Origin of the sequence: Burkholderia anthinoferrum (assembly GCF_002925705.1) — a bacterium.
Classification (GTDB): domain Bacteria; phylum Pseudomonadota; class Gammaproteobacteria; order Burkholderiales; family Burkholderiaceae; genus Burkholderia; species Burkholderia semiarida.
The window spans coordinates 66,686-84,354 of the sequence record NZ_LFZP01000064.1 but is presented as its reverse complement, the minus strand read 5'-3'; the positions used below and the strand labels follow the sequence as shown (position 1 = coordinate 84,354).

The 17,669-nt window shown below is 69.6% G+C and carries 14 protein-coding genes and 1 pseudogene; 4 read left to right on the top strand and 11 right to left on the bottom strand.

The window, feature by feature from the left end:
* Positions 1–62 precede the first annotated feature (62 nt).
* The 3 genes from C5F75_RS30410 to C5F75_RS30400 all read right to left on the bottom strand — a co-directional run bounded on the left by C5F75_RS30410 (position 63) and on the right by C5F75_RS30400 (position 2,284).
* Entirely contained in the window at positions 63–797 is a 735-nt protein-coding gene (locus C5F75_RS30410; RefSeq protein WP_059574713.1) for a fucose-binding lectin II, read from the bottom strand.
* 162 nt (positions 798–959) lie between these two features.
* Complete coding sequence (locus tag C5F75_RS30405; RefSeq protein WP_059574711.1) at positions 960–1,781, bottom strand: fucose-binding lectin II; 822 nt, start codon at positions 1,779–1,781, stop codon at positions 960–962.
* 113 nt (positions 1,782–1,894) lie between these two features.
* Positions 1,895–2,284: a fucose-binding lectin II gene (locus C5F75_RS30400; RefSeq protein WP_059574709.1), complete on the bottom strand. Its 390-nt coding sequence runs from the start codon at positions 2,282–2,284 to the stop codon at positions 1,895–1,897.
* A 918-nt stretch (positions 2,285–3,202) separates the two neighbouring features.
* Here C5F75_RS30400 and leuA point away from each other — a divergent pair.
* From leuA to C5F75_RS30380, 4 genes and pseudogenes are all read left to right on the top strand, one after another.
* Positions 3,203–4,912 carry a 2-isopropylmalate synthase gene (gene leuA / locus C5F75_RS30395; RefSeq protein ID WP_059574803.1) on the top strand — a complete coding sequence of 570 codons (1,710 nt, stop codon included), beginning with the start codon at positions 3,203–3,205 and terminating at the stop codon, positions 4,910–4,912.
* A gap of 80 nt (positions 4,913–4,992) precedes the next feature.
* A pseudogene (locus C5F75_RS30390) lies at positions 4,993–5,616 on the top strand (putative Na+/H+ antiporter); the annotation flags it as partial.
* 205 nt (positions 5,617–5,821) lie between these two features.
* Positions 5,822–6,259 carry a cation:dicarboxylate symporter family transporter gene (locus C5F75_RS37720; RefSeq protein ID WP_143328770.1) on the top strand — a complete coding sequence of 146 codons (438 nt, stop codon included), beginning with the start codon at positions 5,822–5,824 and terminating at the stop codon, positions 6,257–6,259.
* Positions 6,232–7,233, top strand: a complete 1,002-nt coding sequence (locus tag C5F75_RS30380) for a glycoside hydrolase family protein (protein ID WP_059574705.1) — start codon at positions 6,232–6,234, stop codon at positions 7,231–7,233. The genes C5F75_RS37720 and C5F75_RS30380 overlap by 28 nt, the downstream gene beginning before the upstream one ends.
* Here the strand turns inward: C5F75_RS30380 and C5F75_RS30375 are convergent.
* The 8 genes from C5F75_RS30375 to C5F75_RS30340 form a co-directional block, all read right to left on the bottom strand.
* Positions 7,216–8,298, bottom strand: a complete 1,083-nt coding sequence (locus C5F75_RS30375) for a hypothetical protein (RefSeq protein ID WP_059574800.1) — start codon at positions 8,296–8,298, stop codon at positions 7,216–7,218. The genes C5F75_RS30380 and C5F75_RS30375 overlap by 18 nt on opposite strands.
* On the bottom strand, positions 8,288–9,571 hold the full coding sequence (locus C5F75_RS30370; protein WP_104013198.1) for a polysaccharide biosynthesis protein: 1,284 nt from the start codon (positions 9,569–9,571) through the stop codon (positions 8,288–8,290). Before C5F75_RS30370 ends, C5F75_RS30375 begins: the two co-directional genes overlap by 11 nt.
* Positions 9,568–10,731 (bottom strand): polysaccharide pyruvyl transferase family protein, encoded by a 1,164-nt coding sequence (locus C5F75_RS30365; RefSeq protein ID WP_089465907.1) that lies wholly within the window; start codon positions 10,729–10,731, stop codon positions 9,568–9,570. Before C5F75_RS30365 ends, C5F75_RS30370 begins: the two co-directional genes overlap by 4 nt.
* A complete protein-coding gene (locus C5F75_RS30360) occupies positions 10,728–11,945 on the bottom strand; it encodes a glycosyltransferase (RefSeq protein ID WP_059608927.1) in 1,218 nt (405 codons plus the stop codon). Before C5F75_RS30360 ends, C5F75_RS30365 begins: the two co-directional genes overlap by 4 nt.
* On the bottom strand, positions 11,942–14,224 hold the full coding sequence (locus C5F75_RS30355; protein WP_059608926.1) for a polysaccharide biosynthesis tyrosine autokinase: 2,283 nt from the start codon (positions 14,222–14,224) through the stop codon (positions 11,942–11,944). Before C5F75_RS30355 ends, C5F75_RS30360 begins: the two co-directional genes overlap by 4 nt.
* A complete protein-coding gene (locus tag C5F75_RS30350; RefSeq protein WP_059574699.1) occupies positions 14,221–14,727 on the bottom strand; it encodes a low molecular weight protein-tyrosine-phosphatase in 507 nt (168 codons plus the stop codon). The genes C5F75_RS30355 and C5F75_RS30350 overlap by 4 nt, the downstream gene beginning before the upstream one ends.
* Complete coding sequence (locus tag C5F75_RS30345; protein WP_059574698.1) at positions 14,724–15,932, bottom strand: polysaccharide biosynthesis/export family protein; 1,209 nt, start codon at positions 15,930–15,932, stop codon at positions 14,724–14,726. Before C5F75_RS30345 ends, C5F75_RS30350 begins: the two co-directional genes overlap by 4 nt.
* A gap of 127 nt (positions 15,933–16,059) precedes the next feature.
* Positions 16,060–17,448: an undecaprenyl-phosphate glucose phosphotransferase gene (locus C5F75_RS30340; protein ID WP_059574695.1), complete on the bottom strand. Its 1,389-nt coding sequence runs from the start codon at positions 17,446–17,448 to the stop codon at positions 16,060–16,062.
* Positions 17,449–17,669: the final 221 nt, after the last annotated feature.

The window sequence follows — 17,669 nt, the reverse complement described above, 5'->3', positions numbered from 1 at the left end:
CCCTGGAACGTTTCCCATCGCCACGCCGGGCGGCGTGGCGACGCTCGTCGGGCTGACGCGACTCAGCCCAGCGGCCAGTTCAGGATCGCGATGCCGTCGTTGTAGTCGCCGTCGCCGCCATCTTCCGATCCGACCAGCCCGAAGTAGGTCTTCTTGAAGATGTCGACCTGACGCGAGCCGATCTTCGACGGTTTGCCGTTCGCCGTCACGACCACCCGCACCTTCCCCTTGCCCGAGTTCACGATCTGCGTGTTCAGGTTCGCGTCCTGCGTGCCGGCGCCCTGGAACGTCGCGGCCGGTTTCGGGTTGTCGTCGACGAAGACCTCGATCGTCTGCGGGGACGACGAATTGACCAGCGCGGTCACGCCGAACGCGATGTTCGGCGGCAGGTTGAAGACGCCGTCGCGTTCGCCGCCGCCGCTCGGCACGGGCTCCGGCTGCACGGGTTGCGGCGTCGCCTTCGAAAAGTAATTGACCACCGCGCCGACGCCGAACTTCGCCGCGGCGCCGGGCAGCACGCCCGGCGCGCCGGCCCACGTCACCGTGCACGCGACGACCTGGCCTGCCGCATCGGTTTTCACCTTGTTCTGCCAACTGCCGACGTCGAAGCTGTACGGGATCGTCGCGATATCGACGAACACGTCGTATTGCGGCAGTTTCTCGACGAGCTGCGCGGTCATGAACTGGCGCATCCGGTCGAGCACGGCCTGATCGCCGTTGGCCTGCACGGCGGTGGCGTCGTTGCCCGCGAGTTGCAGCAGTGCGTACAGGTCGTCGTGGGTAAAGGGTTGTGACATGTCGTCCTCGTCTCGATGGAAGGTCTCGCATCGCGCGGCCCGGTGAACGGATTTCACCGGGCCGCGCGCGGAGCAAAGCGTGGGACTGCAAATGACTGCCCGAACGATGCGCAATGCGTGGTCGTGCCCGTCGCCATTGCGATCGTTCGTGACGGCCGCCGATCAACCCAGCGGCCAGTTCAGGAACACGATGCCGTCGTTGTAATCGTCGTCGGCGCCGTCTTCCGATCCGACGATCCCGAAGTACGACTTCTTGAAAATGTCGACCTGTCGCGAGCCGAGCCGCGACGGCCTGCCGTTCGCCATCACGATCACGCGCACGCGCCCGTTGCCGGAATCGAGCACCTTCGTGCCGAGGTTCTGGTCGTGGACGCCGGCGCCCTTGAACGTCGCGGCGGGTTTCGGGTTGTCGTCAATGTAGATGTCGATCGTCTGGTCGTTCGCCGCGTTGGTGAGCGCGGTGACGCCGAACTTGATGTTCGGCGGCAGGTTGAACGTGCCGTCGCGCTCGCCGCCGCCGCCGACGGTGCCGGCCCCCGGGCCCCCGGTTTCGGCGCCCTGGTTGCCGCCGCCTTGCGACGACGGGGGAGCGGCTGTCTCCCCGATCGCGGAAAGGCTCGCGTACGAATCGATGTGCATCGCGCTGCCGCGCACGCTCTTCCACTGGCCCTTCACGAACGTGACGCCGTTGCCGACGTCGATCGTCGCGACGAGCGTGAACGGCATGCGGCCGGTTGCCTCCGGCACCTTCGACGAATAGGTGAAGCAGCCGTCCGCGACGGTGCCCTTGTTCGTCGCGATCGCGAAATAGATGCCGGGGAAGTTGTTGCCGGTCGCGTAAGGCGTCGGCACGTTGAGGATGACCTGCAGTTTCCCGTCGCGAATCCCGGCCTTCGCGATGTCGATGTAGAGGCCCGGGATGTCGACGTAAGTCTCCGATGTCGCGACGGGTGCGCTGACGATCGAAGCCGAAAGGAGCGGCATGAAAGTCTCCGATGATGAGGGGGGCTGGATCAGGCGGGGCCCGCCGAACGCGGCGCAACCCGCCGGCCGCCATGGAGGCCACCGGCGGGGACGGCCGTCGATCGTGCGTCAGGTCAGCCGATCGGCCACTGGAGCACGACGATGCCGTCGTTGTAGTCGCTGTCGTGGCCGTCTTCCGATACGACGATGCCGAAGTTGACCGTGAACGGCGAGCCGTCCGACTTCTTGCCGGTGATCGGCGCGAGGCGCGCGTCGGTGGCCGACGGCTTGCCGTTCACCGACACTTCGAAACGGATCTTGCCGTTGCCCGAATTCAGCGTGGCTTCACGCGGGCCGTCGCGCGTCGTCAGCTTGTGATACGCGGCGGGTTCCTTGCTGTCGCCGATAAACAGCTTGATGTGCTGTTGCTCGGCGGCATTCGCGAAGAAAATCGCGCGGAAATCGGTATTCGGTGGAATCGAAAACTCGCCGGCGCGGTTGGATGACGTTTGAGAATCGGCCATGCTTGCCTCCTGATAAGTATTGGATAAGGCGTGAACCTTGCCGCGCAAACGTTTGCCGTTTGAAACGCGACGTACAGAGCATGACGAAAAATAAATAAAAAAATATTCGAACGAGAATGGTTATTGTTCAGGAAATCGAAAAGGCAGGCTAATCGATTGAGTGAAATGTTTTTAATGAGCGCGATTTCGATATATTCGGGAAACTATATCGATGCGTATATCGTTTTCGTGAACGATGCGCGAGCGGGGAGGCGGCGGGGGAAGCAATCGCGCTTCGGAGCAGACGCTCGGCGTTCGCATATGGCAGCGTTTCGTTTCAACATCGGTATCTCTGTCGTGGCCGCGCCCACCGGCCACCGTCGAACGCCCACACCGAAGCGCGATTGCAAGGGAGGAGTGTGCGGCGACTGGCGAAGAGGCTGGACCGACTCACTCCGAACATGAATAGGACTTCACCGGTGCCGCACCCGTGAAGCATAGCCACGGAGGATGCCGGCGCCTATCGGACTGGACTGATTCTGCGCCCGGTTGACAGCCGTGGCTGCCCTGTGATTTGATGCCGGTCATGCACGCCGCCCAGTTCCTCTTCCCGCTACGACTACTAGCCCGCTTCTCCGGGCTGGGTCTGCGGCTGCGCGCTTTCCATCTGCTTCTTTCCTGAAGCGCCAGATTTTCCCCGCATCACCGACCTGGCCCCGGTTGTCGACCGGCGCCTGAGTTCGTCTTTCCTTCGTCGTCTCTCCGCTTCGTCCCGGTCGCTCAACCGTCAAGGCCGTCGTTTGCCGTACCGCTTTGCCGTTGTGCCGCTTTGTTACCGCTTTTCCTGCCGTTTTCACCGCTGCGCGGGCAGCCGGCGCCTGACGCCGATGGCCGCCGCGCCGCGCTTTACCGACGAACAGACCGAGGACCGACATCATGATGCTGAAGAACCCCGCGACGAAATACCGACCGTTCATGCCCGTCAACCTGCCCGACCGCACGTGGCCGTCGCGCACGATCACGCAGGCGCCGATCTGGATGAGCACCGACCTGCGCGACGGCAACCAGGCGCTGTTCGAGCCGATGGACGGCGCGCGCAAGATGCGGATGTTCAAGACGCTGGTGGCGATCGGCTTCAAGGAGATCGAGGTCGCGTTCCCGTCCGCGTCGGAAACCGATTTCAACTTCGTTCGCGAACTGATCGAAGGCGGCCACATTCCCGACGACGTGACGATCGAAGTGCTCACGCAGGCGCGCGACGACCTGATCGAGCGCACCTTCGCATCGCTGCGCGGCGCGAAGCGCGCGATCGTCCACCTGTACAACGCGACCGCGCCGGAATTCCGCAAGATCGTGTTCGGCCTCGACCGCGACGGCGTGAAGCAGCTCGCGGTGAACGCGGCGCGCACGATCAAGCGCTGCGCCGACGCGGCGACCGACACTCAATTCACGCTGCAGTACAGCCCGGAAACGTTTACGGCGACCGAACTCGATTTCGCGAAGGAAGTCTGCGATGCGGTGTTCGACGTATGGCAGCCGACGCCCGAGCGCAAGTCGATCGTGAACCTGCCGGCCACGGTGGAAATCGGCACGCCGAATTACTATGCGGACCAGATCGAATGGATGCACCGGAATCTCGCGCGCCGCGATTCGCTGATCCTGTCCGTGCACCCGCACAACGACCGCGGCACCGCGGTCGCGGCGGCCGAGCTCGCGGTGATGGCGGGCGCCGACCGGATCGAGGGCTGCCTGTTCGGCAACGGCGAACGCACGGGCAACGTCGATCTCGTGACGCTCGCGCTGAACCTGTACACGCAGGGCGTCGATCCGGGTCTCGATTTCTCGCGGATCAACGAAGTCGCGCGCACGGCCGAGGAATGTACGCAGTTGCCGATCCACCCGCGCCATCCGTACGTCGGCGATCTCGTGTTCACCGCGTTCTCCGGTTCGCACCAGGACGCGATCAAGAAGGGCTTCGCGGTACAGCGCGCCGACGCCGTATGGGAAATGCCGTACCTGCCGATCGATCCGAGCGACCTCGGCCGCACGTACGATTCGATCATTCGCGTGAACAGCCAGTCGGGCAAGGGCGGTATCGCGTATCTGCTCGAACAGGGTTACGGCGTTGCGCTGCCGCGCCGCATGCAGGTCGATTTCAGCGCGGCCGTGCAGCGCCTGACCGACGACAGCGGGCACGAGGTGACGAGCGCGCAGATCTGGTCGCTGTTCCAGCAGGAATACGTCGAAAGCGCCACGCCGCTGCGCTATGTCGGCCATGAGCTGACCGAGCGCGACGGCCGCGAGACGATCGTGCTGACCGCGGATGTGCACGGCGAGCGCCGTGTGCTGCGCGGCGAGGGCAACGGCCCGCTCGACGCGCTGATGCATGCGCTGCGCACGCCGCTGCGGATCCAGCATTACGAGGAACGCGCGCTGTCGCAGGGCGCCGATGCGAAGGCGATCGCGATCGCCGAGCTGGCCGGCACGGGCGTGCGCGGCAGCGCGTTCGGCGTCGGCGTCGACGCGAACCTGACGACCGCGTCGATCCGTGCGGTGATCAGCGGCGTGAACCGCGCGTATGCGCGTGCGGATGAGGTTGCGCGGGCAACGTTCTTCGACGCGGAGCGCGCGGTGACGGCCGTGGCGTAACCGCGGCAGGGGCGGACGTGCAGCCGGGCGGGTCGATTTCCGGCGTGCACGAGCGTGTGCCCGGGCTCGTGAATCGGCGCGTGATGCGTGGCGTGATGCGCGGGGCCCTGCCGATGGCGTACGGTGCGCTGGCCGGCGCGCCGGCGGTCGCGTCGGCGGCGCAGGGCGAGCGGGTGCCGGCGGGCGTGACGCTCGTTCACGTCGGTTTTCTGGTCGGCGTCGTGCTCGGCGCGCATCATCCGGCCGTGTTCATCGGTCTGCTGCTGTTCTTTCTCGGCTTCACGGCCGCGTACGAACGCTATCAGTCGCCGCTGATGCTGCGCGAGAGCCTGCTCGTCGCGTTCTTCCTCGGCGGGCTCGTCGTGCTCGGCGGCCTGCAGCAGTGGTGGCTGCAGCCGATCGTCGCATCGATGGACGCGTACGCGCTCTATGCCGGCGCGCTCGGCCTGACCGCCGTGATGGACAACGCGGCGATCACCTATCTCGGCTCGCTGATCGCCGGCATGCCCGACGGCGCGAAATACATGCTGGTGTCGGGCGCCGTCGCGGGCGGCGGCCTGACGGTGATCGCCAACGTGCCGAATCCCGCCGGGCTCGCGATCGTGCGACGCGGCTTCGCGGACGAATCGGTCAGCGTGGCCGGCCTGCTCGCCGCGGCGATCGGGCCGACGCTGGTCGCGACGGGTGCGCTGTTGCTGCTCTGAGCGACGGCGTCGCGTGAAATAGGACCTGGCTGATTCACGTCGTCGGGCCGTTACGCAATAATGAATTCGTCGGCGGCGAGTGGGCCGCCGGTGGGTGATTTGGGTTGGGCCGCCTGTCACGGGCGGCCCCTTTTTCACCGGCACGACGAGTGTGCAGGCGCGAGTGTCCCATGGCGGCCGGTGGGCGCGGCCGCAAGCCGGTTTCATGTCGGCTGCCGTTCGGAAAATCACGCTGCCAGATGCGAGCACCGGGCATTCGCGCGTGCGCGTTCGACGCGTATGGCGGCCGCCGTGCGGCCGTTTCTTCGCGAGAAGGACGCTTGATCAACGACACCATCCGTACCGAGCCGACGCCGCCGCGCCGCAGCCGCTCGGCGGCCTCTTCATTCCGTTGATCCGGATCTGCGTGATTCCGGTCGCGTTCGCGTCGCTCGCGTGCGCGATCATGTCGTTGTCCGATCTCGCCGCGAGGCGGCGGATCGCCTGGAAGCCGATCGCGATCCATGCGGCGCCGACGGCCTTCGCCGCCGGGCTCGCGACGGCCGCCGCGACGCGCCTTTTTTCCGCTTCCGCGTGTTCGTGCATCGGCACGTCGCGCTTCATCGCAGGACATCCATGCATGTCGTCTTTCGCTATCCGTTGATCGCCGCGCTCGCGCTGGCGGCCGGATGCGCGTGCGCCGGCGCGCGCGCGCATTGGCCGGCGCCGTCGCGCGACGGTGCGCCGCTCGTGGGCGTGCAGGTCAAACTGCCGTCGTTCAGCGCGGACGACGCCCGGCGCATCCGCGTCACCGGCTTCGATTTCGTGCGGATCGGCGTCTGGACCGACCGGCTGGATCGGCCCGCGTATCGCCGCGCAGTCGATGCCGCGATCGCGGCGGCGCACGACGCGCAATTGCCGGTGCTGCTGACCATCCGCACGCTCGAACCGCTCGCGCCGCGCGATGTGCCGGCCGAACGGCGCATGGCTGCGCTCGCCGAAGCGGGCGCGACGCTGGCGGACACGGTGACGCGGCTTGCCGACCGATACCGCGCGCAACTGCTGGCCATCGAGCTGTGGAACGAGCCCGACCTCGACAAATACTGGCCCACCGGCGAGGTCGATTCGACGTTCGCGCCGTTCATGCGGGCCGTCTGCGTGCGTTTGCGCGAGCGCCGCCCACATGTGCCGGTGATCGGCTTCGCATTCTCGCGCGCGCCGTTCGCCGGCTCGGTGCCGGATCGGCTGCTGAAGCCGCTCGTGCCGTCGCTGGCCGGATGCGTCGACGCGATTTCGTACCACGCGTACGGCATGGCGCCGGCGCGGATTCGCGCGGCCGCGCGCGACGTGCAGGCGCGCTATGGGCTGCCGGTTGCGATCACCGAGGACGGCGCGACGTCGGTCGGCCCCGCCGGCGACGCGCGCCAGGCGAAACGCCTGACGACTGTGCTCGCCGCGTCGAATGAATCGATGACGCCGCTGATCTCGATCTACGAATGGGCCGACACGCCGAACGGGCCGGATGCCGCGCAGCGGAACTACGGCCTCGTCCGCGCGGACGGGACGCCCAAGCCGGCGCTCGACGCGGTGGCGCGGGCGCTGCGCGATCGCCGGGGCCCGCTACGCGGGCCCGACTGACGCGGCCGGCGGCGCGGCCGGGGCCGCCGCACGAGCGGTGCGCAACGGCCACAGCACGGCGGCGAACAGCGCGACGCTCGACAGATGCCGTGTGTAGCTGCCCAGATCGGGTTCGAACAGCATCGACACCGCGACGTGCGCGAGTACCAGACACGCGAGCGTGTCGCCGCCGCGCAGCGACGCGGCGCGCGTGTCGGCCGGCGGCGCGACGCGCGGCCACGCGGATGCGAGCACGAGCGCGATGAAGCCCTGCATCGCGATGCCCTTCACGTCGAACGAGAACAGGATCGGCAGGTTGAGCCGCGCGACCGAGTACGCGTAGTTGCCGGCGAAATGCAGGAACGAATCGGGCGGATACGGATTGTAGAAGCTCGTCCGCGCGCCGAACGGCGATTCGTACACCAGGTAGTCGACCGCCACGTCGCGCGGGTGCTGAAGCAGCGTGTAGACCGAATCGGGCAGCGCGACGAATGCCGCGCCGGCCAGCAGCAGCGCGACGATCTTCAGCGGCAACGGCGCGCGGCGGAACGCCCACGCGCTGCCCGCGCACAGCACGATCAGCGCGAAATAGCTGCGGATGAGCGCCGCGTAGCCGGCATACAGCACGACGGCGATAGCCAGCGTGCGCACCGTGCCGAACCGGCGCGCGGCGAGCGCGACCAGCACCGCGATCAGCACGACGAGCGTGTCCTTGCTGGCGACGAACAGGTTGAAGAACAGGCAGGGTGCGATCAGCACGAGGTTGGCGAACAGCGAGCCGGCGCGACGCGTTTGCCGCAGCGCGAGCCAGATGAACAGCACGCCGAGCGCGGCGACGAACACGCTGGTGCCCGCGCCGCCGAGCGCGCGATAGAAGCGGCCGACCGCATCGAACGACGTGCCGTCGTAGGTTGCGCCGCCGCTGATCTGCGTATCGATCTTGTCGGCATCGCGGAAGATGAACTCGGGCAGCAGCGCCCGTGCGTTCGCATAGACCGCGAGATACAGCAGCGCGACGCACGCGGCGATCGCATCGACGAGCCGACGGCTCAGCAGCGGCCCGCTTGCCATCAGCTTACGAAGCATCGGCGGCTCCCGGTAACGCGCCGGCCGTGCGGGCACGGCGCGACGCGACGATGCACGCGAGCGCGGCCGTCATCGCGACGCTCGCGGCGAGATGGGCGTACGCCGCGCCGAGCGCGCCGAGGCCGCGAACCAGCGCGATCGACACCGGCAGGCAGGCGAGCGTCAGCGCCACCATCGCGAGCGCGACCGGCCGGCCCGCGCGCAGCGCGACGGCCGCCGCCCACAGCACGTCGGCGAGCGCGCGCAGCACGAACGACGTCGACAGGATCGCGAGGCCGGCCGTCTGCAGTGTCCCGGCGCGCTGGTGCGCGAGCTGGAAAACCGGCCCGTGCAGCGTGGCGATCGCGACGGCGGCGGCGGCCGTCAACGCGAACGATGCGCCGATCGAGCGGGCGAGTTCGCGTCGGAACGCGGCGCGCGCCGCGCCGAGCGCGCTCACGAAGCGCGGCGCGGCGACCACGACGACGGTCGCCGCCGCGACGGTCTGGATCGCATTCGCGATCGACCAGACGAACACGTACCGGCCCAGTTCGGCGGCCGGCAACGCGCCGGCCGCGACGAAGCGCTCCAGATATTGCAGGACCGACATCAGCAGCAATGCGACGAAGAACGGCAGTCCGTCGCGCCACACGGCCGCCAGGCTGCCCGCGGGCGGGCGGGCCGCGGTGCGCGACGCGGGCTGGGCGCGCGCGATGCGCGAGATGACCGCCCAGCCGATGGCGACCACCGCGACATCGGCCGTCAGCCACAGCACGAACAGCGCGTCGACCGACCCGATCGCACCGGCCGCGAGCGCCGCGATCGCGACGCCGGCCCACGCGCCGGTCCGCACGAACAGCAGCCACGACGCGACGCGGGCGCGATGCAGCGAAAACAGATAGGTATTGATTTCGAGCGCCGCGTGTTCGGCGCATGCGATGAATGCAACGAGCACGAGCGGCAGGTCGGGCAGCGCCGCGACGTGCAGCACGCGAGCCGCCCAGCCGGGCACCGCGAGCGGTGCGCAGAGCGCCGCATATACGACGCCGTAGCGCGCGAACACGCGCGTCGCGGTGCGGATCGCATTCGCCGGCGCATCGCCTGAAAGCCGCCGGTTCAGCTCGGTGCTGAAGCCGAGCCCGAGCACTTTCGACGCGACGACCGACACGGCGACGGCGAAGCCGTAGGCGGCGACGGCATCGAAGCCGAGCGTGCGCGCGACCGCGAGCGTCAACGCGAACTTCATCGCGAGCGCGGCGATGCGCAGCGCGAGCCGGGAGCCGAGCGCCGTCATCGCGCGGCCGGCCGGGACACGGCGTTACGCAGCGACGCGACGAGGGCGTCGCGCGCCGACTGCAGGCGCGTCAGTCCGCCGTGCGTCGCGTCGCGAAAGCGCGCGAGCGCGCCGGGGGCGAGCAGCGTTCGCGCGACGGCCGCCGCGTCGAAGTCCGCCGCGTTCGCGACCCAGTCGGCCACGCCGAGATCGGCGTATGCGCCGAAACCCTTGCGTTCGTAGCTCAGGTGGTATGCCGGCACGCCGTGCAGGATCGATTCGAGCGCGCCGTGCAGGCGCACCGATACGACGGCGTCGGGCGTGTCGTGCGCGAGGACATGCTTGAGTGAACTCGGCGCGTCGATGCCGAGCGTGCGGTAGTACGCGCTGTCGTCGTTGCCGCGGCCGGTGCTCTGAACCGCGAACGTCAACCGGCACGCGGGACGCAGCAGCGCGATCAGCGCGACGGTCGACGCGTGATAGCGTGCGCGCTGCGCGTCGTTCCACGCGGGCGGCTTGCGCAGCACGATCGCGATGTGCGCGGGCCGTGTGTCCGCGGCCGGGCGACGCGGGGCGACGCCGGCGTGGCGGCGCGCGAACTCGAGTACCGCCAGGTCCGGCGCGCGGCGCGTGTTCGCGTTGCCGGCGAGGAAGGCGACCGACCGGTCGTCGCGCACGAACACGTCGTCGAACGATCCGAGCATCGTCCGCAGATGCGCGGCGAGCCACGGCCGGTTCGCCGCGGGCCCGATGCTTTGCGGCAGGTAGACGGTCGGCTTGCGCGCGGCGCGCGCGAGCCGCATCTGCAGCAGGTGGCCGGCTTCGAGCTTCAGCGCTTCGATCGCGGTGCGCGCGCGCAGGTAGCCGCCGCCCACGCCGACGATCAGGTCGACGCCGTCCAGCAGGTGGCCGAGCGCGCCGAGCGAAGGATTGAGCGCGACCGGCAGCGGCGCCGCGCCTGCCTGCACGACGCGGGCCGCGCCGCGCGCCGCGAGCACCGGAGCCGGATGAACGTCGGGCAGATGCGCAAACGATGCCGGATCGGCGGCGACCACGGTGACCCGCACGTGCGGGCCGAACGCGTCACGCAGCAGGCCGATCGACAGGTCGACGAGCAGGCCGTCGCCGGAATTGCGCGTGCTGTATGCGTGCAGCAGCGCGACATGAACGGGGGCGCTCATCGGGGGGCCTCCTCGAGGCGTTCGCGGTAGACGGCGAGCGTGCGCTCGACCATCGTGTCCGCCGAGTAATGACGGGCGGCGAGCGCGCACTGCTCGCGCATGCTCGCGAGCCGTGCCGGAGAGCCGGCGAGATGCGCGAGCGCGGCGGCGAATTCGCGCGGGTCGTCGTCGTTGGCGACGCTCAGGCCGACCTGGTGGCCGTCGACGAGTTCGGCCGCGCCCGCGACGCGGGTCGCGACGATCGGCACCTGCGCGGCGACGGCCTCGATGCATACGTACGGGAACCCTTCGTAGCGGCTCGGCAGCGCGAACACGTCGAACGCGGAGAAGTAGCGCCGCGCGTTGTCGATACGCCCCGCGACGCGCAGGTTCAGCGGCAGGTCGTCCGCTTCGGCCCCCGCGGCGCGGTTGAAGTCGCCGGAGCCGATCGCGACGATGTGCAGCCGGCCGTCGTCGCGCGCGGCGAGCGTGCGCGCGATGCGCACCAGCCGGTCGACGCCCTTCTGCGCATCGAAGCGGCCGACGAAGCCGATGACGAACGCGTCGTCCGGCACGCCGAGCGCGGCGCGCGCGGCTTCGCGCGGCAGCAGCGCGGGCGGCGTCACGCCGTTCGGGATCGTGCGGATCCGGTCGCGCGCGATGCCGAGGGCGTGCAGGTGGTCGGCTTCGTCGCCGGAGACGGCGATCACCGCGTCGGAGCGGCGATTGCCGAGCCAGCGCTCGATGCCGCCGTAGACGCGGCGCTTCACGGCCGACAGCGTCGGGTTCAGCGTATACACGGCGTGCGGCGTGTAGATCTGTTTCCACGGCCCGCCGCACAGGCGCGCGAGCGCGCCGGCTTTGGAACTGTGGCTGTGGACCACATCCGGCCCGATCTCGTGCAGCAGCCGGGCGAGCGCGCGTGCAGCGCCGACGTCGTGCAGGCCGACCGAACGGCGGAACGGCAGCCGATGAAACGACGCGCAACGCAGGGGCGTGTCGGCGAGGATGGCTTCGTCGAAACGCGCGCCGCGCGGCGCGATCAGATGGATCTCGACGTTCGCGCGCGCGTGGAGGCCGGCAATCAGGTCGACGAGATGCACGGCGACGCCGCCGCCGGCCGCCTCGACCACCATCGCGATGCGCAACGGCGGCCCGGCGCGCTCGGGTGCGCGCGTGGGCGCATGGGCGGCCCCGTGTCGGGAGGCGGGCGTGGCCAGATCGGCGACCGTCATGCCGCTCTCCCGGTCAGGCGGCGCAGCGCCGCGCGCCAGCCGCGCGCGGACGCGTCCTCGGGCTCGTTCGCATAGCGGTATTCGGTGTAGCGGTAGCCGCCGTATTTCGTGCCGTACGCGCAGCGCCCGCCGCGCGCGTCGATGCCGTTCAGCACGACGCGGGGCGCCGCGCCGCCGTGGCCCGCGACGCGCTTCGCGGCTTCGGCGAGTTCGCCGGCCTTCGTCTTGCCCGCGCGCGCGACCAGCAGGATCGCGCTGGCGTGCTTGCCGAGCCAGCTTGCGTCGGCGGCGGCAAGCACCGGCGGCGCGTCGATCACGACCATGTCGTACTGCGCGCGCCATTGCCCGATCAGCGCGCCGACGCTCTCGCGCTGCAGCAGCGCGGCCGGCGCGTGCGGCAACGCGCCCGTCGCGATGAAGTCCAGATTCGGCTCGACCGCGCGATGCACGATGCCGTCGTGCGCCGCACGTGCCGCGAGCGCATCGGCAAGGCCGTTGTCGCGCGCGACACCGAAATACTGATGCAGGCGCCCCTTGCGCAGATCGCCGTCGATCAGCAGCACCCGCTTGCCGTCGGCCGCCTGCACCGCCGCGAAATTCGCCGCGACGAACGACTTGCCGGCGCCCGGCGCCGGCCCCGTGATCAGCACGACCGGGCGCGCGTCCTGTGCAAGCGAGAAATGCAGCGCGGTCTGCAGGCTGCGCAGGCTTTCGATCGCCGGCTCGTACGGCTCGGCGAGCGCGAGCAGGTGCGGGCCGGCGTCCTGACGCTCGATCGCGCGCATCATCGCGCGCTGGCCGGCGGCGGACGGCACGACCGCCAGCACCGGCAGCCCGGCGTGGCGCTCGATCTCGTCGACGCTGCGCAGGCCGCCATAGAGGAAGTCGCGGGCGAACGCGATCAGCATCCCGAGCGCGAGCCCGACGAGCGCGCCCACGCCGATCGCGACCGGACGGTTCGGCCGCACGGGATCGTCCGGCGCGACGGCCGTATCGACGACGCGCACGTTGCCGGTCTTGCCGGCCTTGACCAGTTCGAGCTGCTGGATGTTGTTCAGCAGCGCCGTGTAGAGATCGGTGCCGACCTTCACGTCGAGTTGCGCGCGCACTTCGTCGCGCTGCCGCTGCGGCAGCCGCGCGAGATCCGTGTCGAGCGCGGCCTGCCGATGCCGCAGCGTCGCGAGCTGCGCATCGAGCGCGGCCATGTCGGGATGCGACGGCAGGAACCGCCGCGACAGCTCGTCGCGTTTCTGCTGCAGTTCGAGCACGCGGGTCTGCAGGTCCGCGCCCTGCTGCAGCGCGAGCTTGCCTTCCTCGGCGAGGTCGATCGAATGCCCGCTGCTGCGCAGCGTCGCATAGCGTTGCTCGGCCTCTTCGAGCTGCCGCTTGACGGTCGGTAACTGGTCCCGGAGGAACGCCAGCGAGTGCGCGGCCTCCGCGGAGCGGCGCTCGACGTTCTGTTCGACGTAGCGTTGCGCGAGCGCGTTGAGCGTTGCGCCCAGCGCAGCCGGATCGTCGCCGCGCAGCGTCGCGACGAGCACGCCCGACTGCTTGATCTTTTCCTGCACGTCGAGCGCGGTGCGCAGCGCGTCGATCGTGTCGGCGCGGCCGTTGCGGATCAGGCGAAAGCGCGTGCCGGGCAGTGCGTCGAAGCCGGCGACCTCGATCGACAGCGGGCCATGGCGCGTGGCAAAGGTTTCCGCGCGGCCGATGTGGCCGATCGCGTCGTCGGGCAGATCCCGGCCGGACAGCCGGTAGCGCCGCGCATCGATGCGCGTGAGGCTGAACGTGTCGCCTTGCGCGCGCCTCGGCACGTCGAAGCGCGTGACGTTCGCGCGTTCCTGGCCCCATGCATAGCCGCCGATGCCGAGCAGGCCCGGCTGCACGACGCCGTCGTTCAGGCGCGACACGAAATCGCCGATCAGCGGAAAGCGCTTCGGTTTCGCGACGATGTAGCTGCGCAGATCGTCCACGGCGCGCGTCACCACGAGCCGGGACGACAGAATCTGCGCTTCGGCCGAGGCCGGCGCGTTGACGTTGAAGAACGACGCGGCGTCGCCGAGCAGGTTCTTCGCCGCGCTGTCGCCGCCGTCGTCGGTCTGGATCATCAGGTCGGCCTGATAGGTCGGCGGCGCGAGGAAGGCGTACAGCGCGCCGACGCCGAGCCCGGCGGCGGTCAGGGCGGCGATGGTCCAGCGTGCGCCGCCGAGCACGTCGAGCGCGTGAACGAGATCGAACTCGCTTTCGGCAGCGGGTTCGCGGGAAGGCGATGCGGTCATGATGAGGTCGACGGGGAAAGGGCGGCCGGCCGGTCGGGCCAGCGCGCGAGGATGAGCGGGCGCCAGCCGTCGACGGCGGCGGCGATCAGCGATGCGCAGCGCACGAAGTCGGCGCGCGTGCCGCGATAGGGATCGGGAACGTCGAAGCCGGCGCGCGTGCCGCCGGGCGCGATCGCGTGCTCGCCGAGGCGAAACACGCGGCCGCGCGTGAACAGGTGGCGCGCTTCGACATCGCGCTGCTGCGCGCGGTCCATCACGAGGATCAGGTCCGCGTACCGGCACAGGTCGGCCGTGACGGGGCCGGCCACGTGCGCGTCGAGATCGAGACCGAGCTCGCGCGCGACGGCGCGGGCGAGCGGATCGGCCGGATCGCCGGTGCGCGGCGCGAGGCCGGCGGAGCGGACCGTCGCGTGCGGCAGCCGTGCCGCCAGCAGCGCGGCGGCGATCGGGCTGCGGCACAGATTGCCTTCGCACACGACGAGCAGGGACGGGCGCGCGCTCATTTGGTTGCCAGCGCGGCGGCGGCGCCCGTGTTGACGCTCGGCAACAGCAGCGCGAGCACGCGGCTGAAGCGCACGAGGCCGTTGCCGTCGACGTAGACGGTGTCGTTCGGTTCCAGCTCGAATTCGTTCGCGAGCACCATCGCGACCGGCGAGCGCGCATCGAGATGGAATACGGTCGGCGTGCCGCGCGCATCGCCGCGGATCACGAACATTTGCGCGGCATCCGCCGTGTTCGAGTTGATGCTGCCGGCCTGCAGCAGCGCGTCGCCGAGCGTGAGGCGGCCGTTGCGCTTCGGGAGCGCGCGCAGCGGGCGGTTGACTTCGCCCATCACGTATACGCCGTTGTCGTCGCGCGCGGCGATCTTCAGCAGATCGCCGCCGCGCAGCACGATGTCGGCCGGATTGCGATGCTCGCGAATCATCTTCGCGACGTCGATGCGCACCGGCACACCGTCGCGAACGAGCGTCACGTCGCTCTGGTCGGCCGCCGGCGTGAAGCCGCCGGCGCGGGCGAGCGCGTCGGCGAGCGTCATCGGCACGTCGTTGACCGCCTGCGCGCCCGGCGCATGCACTTCGCCGTCGATATAGACCTGCTGAGAACGGTACGACGCGACGCGCAGCGTCACCTGCGGGTCGCGATAGACGCGCGCGAGCGCCTGCGTGACGCGCGCCTGGGCATCGGCGGCGCTCAGGCCCGCGACTTTCAGCTTGCCGGCATACGGAAACGTCAGATTGCCGCGATCGTCGACGACGAACCCGGCAACCGGATCGGCCGCGCGCGGCGGCGTCTGCGGCGAGCCGGGCTGGGCGGCGGCCAGCTCCGGATGGTCCCAGACGGTGATCTGCAACACGTCGCCGGGGCCGATCCGATAGCGCGAAGCGGCGGGGGCGTCGAGCGCCGACAGCGCGGCCGTCGCGGCCGCCTTCTCGGCGCGCTGGCGCTGGATCAACTGCGGGTCGATCTGCACGATGGGCACGGGCAGGCGCGCAGGCGGCGCGTCCGCGCGTGCGATGCCCGGCGCCGCATCGGGCGCGCGCGTCGCGCGCAGTTCCTGGACGAACGCGTGATCGCCCATTCTCATGCCGGGCGCGAGCGCGCACGCGGACAGAGCGAGGCCGGCCAGCACCGCGAGCGACGCCGTGCGTATCGCGTGTACCGCACGCCGGCGTGCGCCGGCCGCGGTCGAAACGTTCGAGGTCTTCATCTGACATTCCTTGATGGCGGCGCCGGGGTGCGGCGGCCGCGCGCGCTCGGCCCGGGGTAGCCGGGCGCGAGCGGGGTTCGGGTGAGTGCGCGCCGCGTTCGCTGGTCACGCGAACGCGGCCGGCCGCTCAGTAGGCGTTGGGATGCACGATCCCTTTCAGCACGGTCGCGCCGATGATTCGCAGATCGAGCGCGAACGACCAGTTGCGCAGGTAGTACAGGTCATGCTCGATGCGCGACTGCATGCTTTCGACGCGTTCGGTCGCGCCGCGCAGCCCGTTGACCTGCGCCCATCCGGTGATGCCGGGCTTGATCCGGTAGCGATGGATGTAGCCGTCGACGATCGTGCGGTACTGCGCGTCGTGCTCGACCGCGTGCGGGCGCGGGCCGACCACCGACATGTCGCCGAGCAGCACGTTGATGAACTGCGGCAGCTCGTCGAGGCTCGTGCGTCGCAACAGCGCGCCGACGGCCGTGACGCGCGGATCGTTGCGCATCGCCTGCACGACCGTGCCGTCCCGCTCGACGTGCAGCTTCATCGTGCGGAACTTGTAGATGGCGAAGGTTTCGCCGTCGGCGCCGCGCCGCTTCTGCGTAAAGAACACGGGCCCCGGCGACGACAGCTTCACCGCGACGCCGATGACGAGCAGCAACGGCATCAGCGCGATCAGCGCGACCGCGGCGAAGGTACGATCGAACGCCGCCTTCAGCATCCGCGCACGCGGTGTCAGCGGCGACACGGCGAGCGAGATGGCCGGCTGGCCGAGCACTTCGTCGGCCTGACTGCCGAACGGCGCGAGCTGGCTCACGTCGGGCAGCAGCCGCAGATCGACGAAGTCGTGACGGAATTCCTCGATCACGTCGACGATCGCGCGCTCTTCGCTCAGCGGCAACGCGATCCAGACCTCGCTCGCGCGAAGCTGCCGCGCGTGTCTCGCAAACGTCGCGAGGTCGCGGTGTACCGGAAGCTCGCCGGCGCTCGTCCCGGCGTCCGGCGAAACCCGATAGATCGCGACGAACCGGTACGGCGAAGCCATGCGCTCCACCGCGGACGTCAGTTGCGCGATGCGCTCGTCGGTCCCCGCGAGCGCGATCGCGCGATAACGCTTGGGCGCGCGCACGCGGCGGCACCGCCATACGAACAGCGCGATGCGAAACGCGATCAGCGACACCGCGACGCCCAGCGTCCAGCGAACGAACCACGCGAACGACGCGACATTGACCGCGGCCATCGCGATCATCATGACGAACACGCTGCCCTGGGCGATCAGCCATAGCGCGAGCGCGCGAAGCAGATAACGCGCGATGCGCACGCCGTTGTCGCTCAGGTCGCGGTCGATCAGGCCCAGCAGGAAGGTCGCGCACAGCACGCTCGTCGCGACGAGCACGGTTTCCGTTCGCAGCGCCGCGAGCGACATGGTCGTTTCGTCCAGCATCACGACCGCGATCGTGACGATCATCGCGATGTCGGCGACGAGCACGGCGAGCGCGCGGTTTCTGAGCAGTTTTTTCAGCATTTCACGTCGCCTCACGACATGCCGGCTTTGCCCATGCGGCCCGCATGGAGATACGCGTGTGGAGGCGCCTCGGGTGGTTCACGTCAAGTTATTCGAGATCGGACGAATGATTCGCGGTCCGAATCGGATTCGTTCGATTCATTCTATTGACGTGGAATGCGCGGGACCATCAGGCAACGGGAAGATCGGCAGCGCTTGCCGGTCGGACTGGTCCTGTTCTG

Bases quoted from the DNA above. Each gene is read 5' to 3' on its own strand.
- C5F75_RS30410 (WP_059574713.1), bottom strand. From the start codon at position 797: ATGTCACAACCCTTTACCCACGACGACCTGTACGCACTGCTGCAACTC.
- C5F75_RS30405 (WP_059574711.1), bottom strand. From the start codon at position 1,781: ATGCCGCTCCTTTCGGCTTCGATCGTCAGCGCACCCGTCGCGACATCG.
- C5F75_RS30400 (WP_059574709.1), bottom strand. From the start codon at position 2,284: ATGGCCGATTCTCAAACGTCATCCAACCGCGCCGGCGAGTTTTCGATT.
- leuA (WP_059574803.1), top strand. From the start codon at position 3,203: ATGCTGAAGAACCCCGCGACGAAATACCGACCGTTCATGCCCGTCAAC.
- C5F75_RS37720 (WP_143328770.1), top strand. From the start codon at position 5,822: ATGTCGGCTGCCGTTCGGAAAATCACGCTGCCAGATGCGAGCACCGGG.
- C5F75_RS30380 (WP_059574705.1), top strand. From the start codon at position 6,232: ATGCATGTCGTCTTTCGCTATCCGTTGATCGCCGCGCTCGCGCTGGCG.
- C5F75_RS30375 (WP_059574800.1), bottom strand. From the start codon at position 8,298: ATGCTTCGTAAGCTGATGGCAAGCGGGCCGCTGCTGAGCCGTCGGCTC.
- C5F75_RS30370 (WP_104013198.1), bottom strand. From the start codon at position 9,571: ATGACGGCGCTCGGCTCCCGGCTCGCGCTGCGCATCGCCGCGCTCGCG.
- C5F75_RS30365 (WP_089465907.1), bottom strand. From the start codon at position 10,731: ATGAGCGCCCCCGTTCATGTCGCGCTGCTGCACGCATACAGCACGCGC.
- C5F75_RS30360 (WP_059608927.1), bottom strand. From the start codon at position 11,945: ATGACGGTCGCCGATCTGGCCACGCCCGCCTCCCGACACGGGGCCGCC.
- C5F75_RS30355 (WP_059608926.1), bottom strand. From the start codon at position 14,224: ATGACCGCATCGCCTTCCCGCGAACCCGCTGCCGAAAGCGAGTTCGAT.
- C5F75_RS30350 (WP_059574699.1), bottom strand. From the start codon at position 14,727: ATGAGCGCGCGCCCGTCCCTGCTCGTCGTGTGCGAAGGCAATCTGTGC.
- C5F75_RS30345 (WP_059574698.1), bottom strand. From the start codon at position 15,932: ATGAAGACCTCGAACGTTTCGACCGCGGCCGGCGCACGCCGGCGTGCG.
- C5F75_RS30340 (WP_059574695.1), bottom strand. From the start codon at position 17,448: ATGCTGAAAAAACTGCTCAGAAACCGCGCGCTCGCCGTGCTCGTCGCC.